This is a genomic window from Flavobacterium flevense, from assembly GCF_900142775.1.
Lineage (GTDB): Bacteria > Bacteroidota > Bacteroidia > Flavobacteriales > Flavobacteriaceae > Flavobacterium > Flavobacterium flevense.
In genome coordinates, this window is the sequence record NZ_FRCC01000008.1 from 1 (window position 1) to 12082 (window position 12082).

7 protein-coding genes are annotated in these 12082 nt (G+C 34.6%); 4 read left to right on the forward strand and 3 right to left on the reverse strand.

From position 1 onward, the window contains the following. Positions 1–440 precede the first annotated feature (440 nt). Positions 441–4019 carry a LamG-like jellyroll fold domain-containing protein gene (locus tag BUB89_RS13130; RefSeq protein WP_083552794.1) on the forward strand — a complete coding sequence of 1193 codons (3579 nt, stop codon included), beginning with the start codon at positions 441–443 and terminating at the stop codon, positions 4017–4019. 57 nt (positions 4020–4076) lie between these two features. On the opposite strand, the gene BUB89_RS13135 is transcribed toward BUB89_RS13130, so the two are convergent. From BUB89_RS13135 to gldJ, 3 genes are all read right to left on the reverse strand, one after another. Beyond that, the gene (locus BUB89_RS13135; RefSeq protein WP_073245809.1) at positions 4077–5630 is read right to left on the reverse strand and encodes a glycerol-3-phosphate dehydrogenase/oxidase; all 1554 of its coding nucleotides are present in this window, start codon (positions 5628–5630) and stop codon (positions 4077–4079) included. A gap of 94 nt (positions 5631–5724) precedes the next feature. Continuing rightward, a complete protein-coding gene (locus tag BUB89_RS13140) occupies positions 5725–7011 on the reverse strand; it encodes a UDP-N-acetylmuramoyl-tripeptide--D-alanyl-D-alanine ligase (RefSeq protein WP_073245810.1) in 1287 nt (428 codons plus the stop codon). A 62-nt stretch (positions 7012–7073) separates the two neighbouring features. Beyond that, complete coding sequence (gldJ, locus tag BUB89_RS13145; RefSeq protein WP_073245812.1) at positions 7074–8744, reverse strand: gliding motility lipoprotein GldJ; 1671 nt, start codon at positions 8742–8744, stop codon at positions 7074–7076. 441 nt (positions 8745–9185) lie between these two features. On the opposite strand from gldJ, the gene porV reads away from it, so the two are divergent. From porV to pdhA, 3 genes are all read left to right on the forward strand, one after another. Then, on the forward strand, positions 9186–10379 hold the full coding sequence (gene porV / locus BUB89_RS13150) for a type IX secretion system outer membrane channel protein PorV (protein WP_073245814.1): 1194 nt from the start codon (positions 9186–9188) through the stop codon (positions 10377–10379). Positions 10380–10453: 74 nt separating this feature from the next. After that, positions 10454–10936, forward strand: coding sequence for a cytidine deaminase (locus tag BUB89_RS13155; protein WP_073245815.1), 483 nt, complete (start codon positions 10454–10456; stop codon positions 10934–10936). 144 nt (positions 10937–11080) lie between these two features. Further along, positions 11081–12079: a pyruvate dehydrogenase (acetyl-transferring) E1 component subunit alpha gene (gene pdhA / locus BUB89_RS13160; protein ID WP_073245817.1), complete on the forward strand. Its 999-nt coding sequence runs from the start codon at positions 11081–11083 to the stop codon at positions 12077–12079. Positions 12080–12082: the final 3 nt, after the last annotated feature.

Below are 12082 nucleotides of genomic sequence, written 5' to 3' on the forward strand. Positions count from 1 at the left end.
AGATGGTACTGCAGTTTTGTGGGAGAGTATGTCGTCGCCTTTCTTTATTGAGCCCCAACCTGAAAAGGTTGGGGCTCTTTTTTTTATAGGTACGAACGTGTTCGCCTAACGGCTCGGTTCGTCGCCTTTCTTTATGAAAACCCTGTTTCTAACGAAACGGGATTTTTGTTTTACACTATTTTGTAATAGAGGTAAAGTTCAAAAGGGTTAAGTATTGTCAAAAAAAATAGTTACACTGAGTGAAAGTTTATTCAACTTACTTATAGTTGAATTTGTTCTTTTTAATAATATAATGATTTAATTATTTTTTATTCCATCCTGTGCTGTCTGTACAGGACAGCACAGGATGGAATAAAAATAAATTACCAATAAATTAGCTTGGCTATACAAATAAATTGACCTAACGTATAGTTGTCTATTGTTAACTAAATCAATCATTTATGGAATTAAGAACTTTACTTTTTAAACAGGTACCTAAAGCTTTATTGTTATACGGACTTGTATTAACTTCTGAGGCTTTGCACTCCCAAACATTAGCCTTTCCCGAAGCTCAGGGATTTGGAAGATACACCACAGGAGCAAGAGGAGCGAGTAATCCTCAAATTTACTTAGTAACTAATTTAAATGATAGCGGACCGGGATCCTTTCGTGATGCTGTAAGCCAGGAAGGTCGTTTTGTGATATTTAAAGTAGGAGGGATTGTTAATTTGCTATCACAAATTGTTATACCAAAAAACACTACCATTGCCGGGCAGACAGCTCCGGGGGAAGGAATTGTTTTTTTAGGTCCAAGAGTTACATTCACAGGTGCTAGCAATACTATTGCCCGCTATCTTCGTATTCGTTATGGAGGGACTTCCCAAAACCAAGACGCTTCAGGTTTAGCCAATGGTGCGAATATGATTTTTGATCATATGACTTTTACCTGGGGTACAGACGAAGTATTTTCTATTAACTGGGATGGTAAAGGAACGAGCCCTGATAATATTACAATCCAAAATTCTATTATTGGACAAGGATTGCATCGTCATAATCATTCCGCAGGAGGGCTTATACAGCCTTCAGCAGGTGGTAAAGTGAGTTTAATTGGTAATTTGTATATCTGCAATAAAACCCGAAATAATAAAATAAAAGGGATTAATGAATTTGTAAATAATGTAGTTTATAATTGGGGGAACTATGGAAATACTTATGGACATACTGAATCTGGAGATGCCTACATTATGGGAGGTGATTCTGCGGGAAGTTCTGATGTAAATATTATAAACAATTATTTTATTGGAGGACCTAATACAAGTACTTCTGTCTCTACACCATTTAACAGAGGAAACGCTAATTTCTTTTTGTATGGATCAGGAAATTATTTTGATAATAACAGAAACGGAATGTTAGATGGAACTTTAGTACCTCAGGATTTAACAGGATATCCAACTGGTGATGCAGCAAGTATTTTGTCAACTCCGTATGATTATCCATTTAAAAATACGCCTTTGACAGCACAAAATGCTTATGATAAGATTGTATCAAGTGCAGGTGCGTCTTATCCGAGACGTGATCAGGTAGATAATTTAATGATTTCTGATTTAATGTCAAAAGGTACAGCTGCAACCTATGTTTATGTACAATCTGACTTGACTAAGCAATTTGGTTTTATAAATGGAGGTGCAGGTCATGTGTATGGGGCTCCGGCACCATTAGATTCTGATAATGACGGAATGCCTGATGCATGGGAAGATGCTAATGGATTAAATAAAAATAATCCTGCTGATGCTCTTGCTTACAGCACAACTTCTTCTCAATATTTAAACATTGAGGTATATATTAACGGATTGATTAATACTGTTCCTTCTGATTTTGTTATTCCACCTACAGCCATTACTTTTAATGCAAGTTCTGTAGAAACTCCGACTCCGTCAAGTAAGATTATTTTAAATTGGACAGACAATTCGGATAACGAAACTAATTTTGTAATTGAACGTTCAACAAATGGAACTTCTTTTACTCAGGTTGCGATGGTTAATTCCAATACGGTTACCTATACTGATGCTAATTTAATCCCTAATACCAAATATTATTATCGTATTAAAGCGATAACTGTTGATGAGTCTTCAAGTTATAGTGATGTGAATTCTGTTACCACACCAGCATTACCTTCGGCACCTAATAAAACATCCAATCCGAATCCGACAAATGAATTTAACTATGCTGAACCGAATAATGGAAGTCTTCTGTTAAAATGGACAGGAAGCAGCAATACTACAACTTATGCGGTTTATATTGGAACAGATTCTTCTAATTTAAACAAAGTAGCTGATGTAAATTATGCAGCAAGTCCATCTTATACAGTCTCAGGTTTAAATTCGGACACGAATTATTATTGGAGAATAGATGCAACGAATGTAAAAGGCACAGTAGAAGGTGATATTTGGAGTTTTAGAACCATTTCGAATATTCCAAATAATATGGTTGGGCATTGGCCATTTAAGGAGGTTGCCGGCGAAGGGGATGATATTGTTGATTTATCGGATTTTGATAACAATGGAAAATTAGATCTTGATTTTGATAATACAACAGTAAGAATCGATGGTAAAGCAAACAAGGCACTCGATTTTTTATCCTCAAATAATAATAGTTATATGGCCAGTATTCCTAATCAGGATCAAATTTATTTAAATAATGGCTCATTTTCTATTTCTTTTTGGATGAAAGCAGCACCTGGTTTACTGCCTACGGGTTCAACAAGTTCAGCTTATTTATTATGCAAAGGTTCTTTTACAAAGAATGCAACTACCGGAGCAACAGGAAAACGTTATAATATTGAATTTAAGAGCGGTGAACTTCGTTTTGCTATTGATGATGATGTTACTAAAAAAGAATTAAAAGGGGTCGGATCAAGATTCTTTACAGGTAATTGGGAACATGTTGTGGTCATGAGAGATGTTGTTGCTCATAAATTACGACTTTATTTAAATGGTGTGCTTCAGAGTGAACTTAGTGAAACGGGAGTAACAGGTATTGCTGAACCAACAGATTTAATACTTGGAAATATTGGCGAACTTGAACTGGCTTCAGGAACAGCACCGGCTCCATACAAAGGAAAATTAGATGAATTAAAAATATTTAATTACGCTTTGTCTGCTTCACAAATTACGGAGATATATAACACAACAGTTATTAATGCTCCTACTAATGTAACATTCGATACCAATACTATTGCTACACCATTGGCTGAAACAACAACGGTATTGCAATGGATGGATAACTCAAACAATGAAGCTAATTTTGTACTGGAACGTTCGTTAGACGCTGTTTCTTTTGAACCAATAGCAAATCTTGAAGCAAATACAACCACTTATACTGATACCGATGTTGCTCATAGTACTAAATATTACTATCGCTTAAAAGCGACTAACAAGACCGATTCATCTAATTATAGTGAAGTTTTTGATGTAACGACTAAAGCAGCTCCGGCTCCGGTAAAAGCAGTTAATCCAAGTCCGGAAAACGGTTCTTACTTTTTAGAATTGCCTGTTGAGAATTTCAATCTGGCTTGGGAAGGGAAAATTGATGCTACAAAGTACACCGTGTATTTTGGTACTGACCCTGAAAATCTGAGTAAACTTGCTGATATTTCTTACTCAGAAAGTTTATCGTATCAATTGCCTGCCGTTTTAACTTCAAGAGTATATTACTATTGGAGAGTAGATGCTACAAATGATTACGGAACTACAACGGGAGACGTATGGAGTTTCAGAATAACTACAAATGAAATAGCTATACATCCTAATCCGGTTAAAGAGCAGATTAATATTAATATTCCGTCTTATAACTCTCCTAATATTACAGCAACTTTAATGGATACAACAGGAAATGTATTCTTTAGTAATGTATTAAACAGTAACGGAAACAGTAAGGGGAATTTTAAAATTCGTTTGAATAATAATTATACTCCGGGTCTTTATATTTTAAATATTACCGGTGATGACTTAAATAATAATGTAAAAGTGTTGATAAAATAATCTTTTTTAAAATTGTACTTTCAAAAGCTTCATTAGAAATAATGGAGCTTTTTTTACTTATTTTATCAAATACCCCTGAGCTAATTGCTGAAAACTAACAATTTGTTCTTCTTCCCACTTTTCACTTTTTTCTAATAATACTCTCATTATTCCGGCTACTATTGGTGCAGCTTCTATTGCTGCTTTTGCATCCAGAAAAAGCAATCGTATTCTTCTTGCTAAAACATCTTCTACAGTCAAAGCCATTTCGTTTTCAACAGCCCATACCACTTCAGCTTTTGTATAAGGATAATGAGGATGAATTTTTTCAGACAAAGAATGATCCTCTTTTATCATTTGTAAAATCATCTCAGCATCTGAACCATATATAGCTAAATAAGAGTTGATTTTATGATGGCTAAAACCATGAATTTTCAAACGTTTTGTTTTAGACCGAACAAAACTTAAGCCGCAAGAAGCTGTTGCTTTATTAATTGTTTCTTCAGCCATGTTTCTATAAGTTGTCCACTTACCTCCCGAAACATTTACCAGGCCGGAAGGGAAAGTTTGAATAAGATGCTCTCTGGATAAAACAGCCGTATTATTACCGAAATCTTTCTTTATCAATGGACGCAAGCCAACAAATACACTACAGACGTCTGTGTTTGTAATAGATTGGATTGCATATTTATTAAAATGACTGATTATAAAATCAATTTCTTCTTTAAGAGGTTTTGGTTCTAAAAATATTTGATCAACAGCGGTATCAGTAGTTCCCAGCAATAGTTTATCATGCCAGGGAATAATAAATAAAACTCTGCCATCACTGGTTTTAGGAATCAGCATTGCAGACAAACCCTCAAAATACTTTTTATTTATAACCAAATGAATCCCTTGAGAAGGAGTCATGGTTGTTTCAGTATGTCCTTCCGATTTTTGTAATAATGCATCTGCAAATACTCCTGTTGCATTGATAATTACTTTTGATTTAATGCTAAATTCCTGATTGGAGAATTCTTCTTTCGCTTTTAAACCAATTATTTTATTTTCATCTTTTATAAAGTCGGTTACACCACAATAATTAAGTACTAAAGCACCCTGATCAGAAGCTGTTTGGGCTAAATTGATGGCTAATCGGCTATCATCAAATTGACCGTCAAAATACAAAACACCTCCTTTTAGGTTGTCAGAATTTAGATCAGGCAGCTGTTTTAAAGTAGCTGTTTTAGAAAGAATTTTTGTTTTTCCTAAACTAAATTTGGCCGATAGAAATTCGTAAATCCATAAACCCAGACCATAGTAATATTTATCCCATATGTGATATACAGGTAATACAAATCCAAGTGTGTGGCAAACATGAGGAGCATTTCTTAATAACCTGCCTCTTTCTAAGAGTGCTTCGCGGACTAAATGGATATTGCCCTGAGCTAAATAGCGAACGCCGCCGTGAATTAATTTAGTGGAGCGACTGGAAGTACCTTTAGCAAAATCATATTTTTCTAAAAGCAAAGTTTTGTAACCACGACTGGCAGCATCTACTGCACAACCCAGACCTGTTGCACCTCCGCCAATTATTACCACATCAAACGCTGTGTCTTTACTGAGATGATCGAGTTTTTCATTTCTATTCATAAAAAAACTTTAGTCATATAACAATTTTATACTGCTATATGGCTAAAGTTAATTTATTTTCCGTCAACTATTTTCTTTTTAATCTAAAAAAAATCTATTTTATATATTCTAAAGTACGCTCTAAAGCCATCCCTCTGGAGCCTTTTATAAGTATTGTATTATTTTCGAAATTCACTCCTTCCAACCCAGCTGAAAAAGAATCGAAACTATCATAGAAATGAAAATTATCTTTCCCAATTTGGCATTCATAAAATGCCTTTCCAACAAAATAGCATTGAACATTCGATTCATTTATCAATGAATTAACCAAATCGGTATGCTCTTTATGACTTTCATTACCCAACTCAAACATATCTCCTAAAATCATGATTTTATTGGCTTTTTCAAGCTGTAAAAAGTTAGTTATCGCAACTAACATACTACTTGGATTAGCATTATAAGCGTCTAAAATGATTTCGTTACTTCCTTTTGTTAATAGTTGGGATCGGTTGTTTTCCGGTATATAACTTTCTAATGCCGCTTTTATGGCTTCCTTTTCTACTTCAAAGAACTGTCCTATTGTTAGTGCTGCATTGACATTATTAGCATTATACAAACCTATTAAATGCGTTTTAATCTGGATAGAATCAAATTGAATTTCTACAAAAGGATTTGCTTTTATTGCTGAAATTGTAACATCTGCTTTTCTTTTGTTAATGCCAAAAGAATAATGTTTTAGAGCTTTTGATTTTTCAACCTGAATAGGATCTTCAAGATTGGTAAAGGCTAATTTATCGTTTTTTAAAAGATACTGGTACATTTCGCTTTTTCCTTCAATAACACCTTCTATACCTCCAAAACCTTCCAGGTGTGCTTTTCCAAAATTAGTAATATACCCATAATCCGGCTGAGCAATCTCGCAAAGAAATTCAATTTCTTTCTTATGATTCGCGCCCATTTCAACAATTCCTATTTCAGTATTCCTATCAAAAGATAGCAGCGTCAAAGGAACTCCTATATGATTATTTAAATTACCAATAGTGGCTTTTGTTTTGTACTTTTTAGATAAAACAACATTAATTAATTCTTTGGTAGTTGTTTTTCCGTTACTTCCTGTAAGTGCAATAATGGGTAATTTTAAATAATTTCTATGAAACTTAGCCAGTTCTTGCAAAGCTGTTAAGCTGTCTTTTACTAAAATGGTTCTCTCATCAATATAATAAGCTTCGTTATCAATTATTACATGTGAAGCTCCTTTTTCTAAGGCTTCAACTGCAAATGTATTGGCATCAAACCGATCTCCTTTTATTGCTACAAATATAGACTGATCCTGAATTTTTCGGGTATCTGTTGAAACTCCTGTAGATTTTAAAAATAAACTATGAATGTAAGGGATATCCATATAAAGTGATTTAAAAAATAAAAGCCCTAATCAAAGGGCTTTTATCTAATATGTTGTATAAATTAATTTCTTGGTGTCTTTCTTTTGTCTGATTTTGAACCTACTCTTGACATAGCGCATCTAAATCCGATATAATCAGTGGCCATATCCTGAGGGAAATACCTTCTTTGTGCAGGATCTAACCAGTAAGCCCGGTCTCTCCAGGAACCACCTTTGTATACTCTGATTTTGTCATTGATAAGAGTTGTTCTTTTACTGGATCTGTCATACTTTCTCACCATGTTACCTAAACTATCGGTAGTTACATTGTGTTTTGGTGAGTTATACATTTTGTCAATCTCTTTTTCATTTTCTGCTTCAGAAGAACCAAAATTATAGTATTTAGAAGACTGTCTGTCACCATCTCTATAATTTATATTGTTGCTTTTGTCAAAATTTTGTCTTAGATAAGTTTCTTGTTCGTCAACCGGAACCTGAGCAATTTCTCCCGGAAGATTACGAGCTATTACTTTTCCGTTACTTAGAGTATCATATTTCATGTTTTCTTTAGTAACAATCTCTAATTTCCCGTCGGCACCAATTTTGTTTTTAGTATATAAATTTCCTCTGAAATAATTGAAATCATTTGCTTCATTATCAATAATTGGTCTGTAAACATCGGCAACCCATTCGGCAACGTTACCGGCCATGTCATACAATCCAAAATCATTAGCAGGGTAGGACTTAACTGCGTTTGTAATATCGGCACCATCATCAGACCAGCCTGCGATACCACCATAATCACCATTACCTTGTTTAAAGTTAGCTAATTGATCCCCTCTGTTTTGTCTTTTTCCTGAACGGGTGTATTCACCTGACCAAGGATATTTCTTTTGTCCTTTGTAAATATTATATTCTCTTTGTCCTACATCAGCAGCTGCGGCATATTCCCATTCTGCTTCTGTTGGCAATCTGTATTCCGGCATAATAATTCCGGTAGAACGTTGTGCATACACCCCTTTTGCTTCAGATGTACTTCCGTCTTTAGATTTTACTGTCCTTCCTTTTGTTTTTTGCAATACAATTTCTTCGCTTCCGCCACGGGCAGTTGAAGGAGACATTAAATAAGCCTCAGTACTAAATGAATTTTCAGCAGTTACATCTTCTGTTTTTGAATTTTTTTTCAAATAACCGTTTTGTTCTAATATGCCTTCGTTAACACGATCCGTTCTCCATTTAGCAAAATCAACAGCCTGTATCCAGTTTACACCTACAACCGGATATTCGGCATAAGCAGGATGTCTTAAATAATTATTGGTCATGGTTTCGTTGTATCCCAATCGGTTTCTCCATACAAGTGTATCAGGAACAACCCCGTTATAGACGTCTTTGTAATTTTCGTCAGTAGGAGAAAAGACATTTTTAACCCAATCTAAATATTCTAAATACATAAAATTAGTTACCTCGGTTTCATCCATGTAAAAGGACTGAACGTGCTGCTGAGTAGGGGTATTGTTCCAGTCATGCATTACATCATCCTGTACTTTTCCCATTGTAAAAGTTCCTCCCTCAACAAAAACTAAACCAGGTCCAGCTTCTTGCTTTTTAGCCGCTTGAACTTTTTTACTGTCTACATTCCAACCTGTTGCTCTGGAAGATCCTTTAGAACTTGATTTTTTGCTACAGCTAGCAAAACCTAAAGCCACAATCACTGACAACATTAATCGAAAAACTGTAATTTTATTTACTTTCATACTCTTTACTAAGGTAAAATTTTACGCATTGCAATATAATAATTAACGATTAACCTGCAATATCATTTAAATAATTATATACTGTTTCTTTTCTTCAAAATTAACGCAAATTTATACTATTTATTATTTATTCATATACTTAATGCTTTTTTTTTATGCTTTTGCCTTTATCTTTAAAAAGAACGAATAAAATAGCCTTCCAAAATAAATATTTGAATGGTTTTTTATTACAAATTAATAGATTTTATCAAGTGTCATTATTCGAAAGAATCATATCCATTAATTTATACAATATTAATTAAAAATAACAGTTATATATACTTAACAGACTTTGAAATTAAGTTTTGAAACTCCTGTTTGGTTTCGGTAAAACTAAGGACAGAAAAACTTGCAACTTTTCAATAAAACACTATATTTGTTCAAATAATTTTCTATCCATCAATGAAAAAAACAATACTTTTAACCATTTCTTTGTTTTCAATTTCGCTGATTCAAGCTCAGGAAAGAGCCATTACAACAGCTGTTCCTTTCTTATCCGTCACAGCAGATGCGAGAGCTGCAGGTATGGGAGATATGGGAGTTGCTACTTCATCAGATGCTTTTTCCCAGCAATGGAATCCTGCTAAATATGCTTTTGCTGTAGATAAACAAGGAGTTAGTGTGAGTTATACGCCTTACTTAACAGGTCTTGCTAATGATATTTCATTAGGACAACTTACGTATTACAATAAAATTTCTGACCGAAGTGCTTTTGCCGGAAGTCTTCGTTATTTTGGTTTTGGTGATATTGAATTAAGACAAAATGCATCAGATGCTAATCCTCCTGTTGTGTCGCCAAATGAGTTTGCCTTTGATGGTTCTTATTCCTTAAAATTAAGCGAAAAATTCTCGATGGCTGTTGGTGCCCGATACATTCGTTCTAATCTAAAAGTGAGTACCGGTACCGAAGATGCTACAGCAGCTAACTCTTTTGCAATTGATGTAGCAGGTTTTTATCAATCGGAAGAAATTGCATACAGCAGATTTAACGGAAGATGGAGAGCCGGTTTTAATATCCAGAATCTGGGACCTAAAATAAGCTATGATAATGACGAATTAAGTAGTAACTTCATGCCTGCTAATTTAAAATTAGGAGCAGGATTTGATTTTATTTTAGATGATTATAATAAATTAGGATTAACTGTTGAAGCTAATAAACTTCTTGTGCCAACTCCAAAAGTGGGTTATAATAACGGCGCTTACAACGGAAACGATATGAATGGAGACGGCGTTGTTGATGATGCTGATTTTGATCTGGCTACTGAGGAATACCGAAGAACGAGTTGGGTTTCCGGAGTTTTTAAATCTTTAGGAGATGCTCCTGATGGCTTTAGTGAAGAACTGAAAGAGGTTGTTTATTCTGCCGGAGCCGAATATTCTTATCAGGATTCTTTTGCTATGCGTTTAGGGTATCATCATGAAAACATTAGTAAAAGCGGATTGAGATATTTTACTTTAGGAGCTGGTTTTAAATATACAACAGTAAAAATAGATGTTTCTTATCTGTTTTCAGCTTCGAATATTCCAAATCCTTTAGAAAACACCCTTCGTTTTTCATTGACATTTAACTTTGGAGATAAGTACGAAGAATATTAATTTCGAATAAAAAACTATAACTAAATCCAAATTTCCGTTAAATGAAATTTGGATTTTTTTTATCCAAAAAATAAATGGAAGAAATCACTATTACAACTAAGTTTGCTGTTTTTGACAGTACAGAACAATTGCCGGACGAAGTTAAGTATCTCTTTGAACAGGCAACTGAAATTCAAAAAAATGCGCATGCTCCTTATTCTAATTTCAGAGTGGGTGTGGCGATAGCCTTGGATAACGGAAAAATTGTTTTAGGGAGTAATCAGGAAAATGCGGCTTATCCGTCAGGACTTTGTGCCGAAAGAGTGGCGCTTTATCAGGCAGCTTCTAATTTTCCGGAATCTAAAATTCTGAAAATAGTAATTACAGCCGCACCTCAGGCAACAGGAATTCCTGTGCCTATTACTCCATGTGGTTCCTGCAGGCAGTCTATTGCCGAATATGAAATAAAACAGGAAAGCCCGATTGAAATTTATTTTATGGGCGAAAAAGGGAAAATTTATAAATCAGAATCTTTAAAAAACCTGCTCCCTTTATTATTTAACAAAAAACTGCTCTAATAAAACTAAAAATTAGCTTTATAATTTTAGTTCTTAGATGGAATGTCCTATTTTTGCATTTCGCAAATTTGACCATTTTAAATGAATTTGTGAAAAAGTACTAATTGACACACAATAAAAAACTTTAGTAAAAGAACACTTGAGATGAAAGAAGTTACAAAAGAAGTATATTTAAAGTGGTATGAAGACATGCTGCTTTGGAGAAAGTTTGAGGATAAACTCGCTGCATTATACATACAACAAAAAGTTAGAGGTTTTCTACATTTATACAATGGTCAAGAAGCCGTACTTGCAGGTGCATTGCACGCAATGGATTTAACCAAAGACAAAATGATTACTGCTTACAGAAACCACGTTCAGCCAATAGGTATGGGTGTTGATCCCAGACGCGTAATGGCTGAATTGCTTGGAAAAGCTACAGGAACTTCTAAAGGTATGGGTGGTTCTATGCACATTTTCTCAAAAGAACATCGTTTTTATGGTGGTCACGGTATCGTGGGAGGTCAGATTCCTGTAGGTGCAGGATTAGCTTTTGGAGACAAATACAACAATACAGGAGGAGTTACAATGACCTATTTTGGTGATGGTGCTGCTCGTCAGGGTTCTTTACACGAAGCTTTCAACATGGCAATGTTATGGAAATTACCTGTTGTATTTATTGTTGAAAACAATGGTTATGCAATGGGAACTTCAGTAGAAAGAACAGCAAATCATACGGATATCTGGAAATTAGGTTTAGGATACGAAATGCCTTGTGGACCGGTTGACGGAATGAATCCTGTAAAAGTAGCGGAAGCAATGACAGAAGCTATCGAAAGAGCCCGTCGTGGAGACGGACCAACTTTCCTGGAAATGAAAACGTATCGTTACAGAGGACATTCTATGTCTGATGCACAATTATACCGTTCTAAAGAAGAAGTAGAAGAGTACAAGAAAATTGACCCTATTACTCAAATTTTAGACGTAATTAAAGATAAAAAATATGCTACCGATGAAGAAATCGAAGCAATTGATCAAAGGGTTAAGGATTTAGTTCAGGAATGTGTTGATTTTGCTGAATCTTCTCCGTACCCAGAGCCTGAGCAATTGTACGATGTAGTATATGCACAAGAAGATTATCCATTTACACCTCATAAATTATAAAAA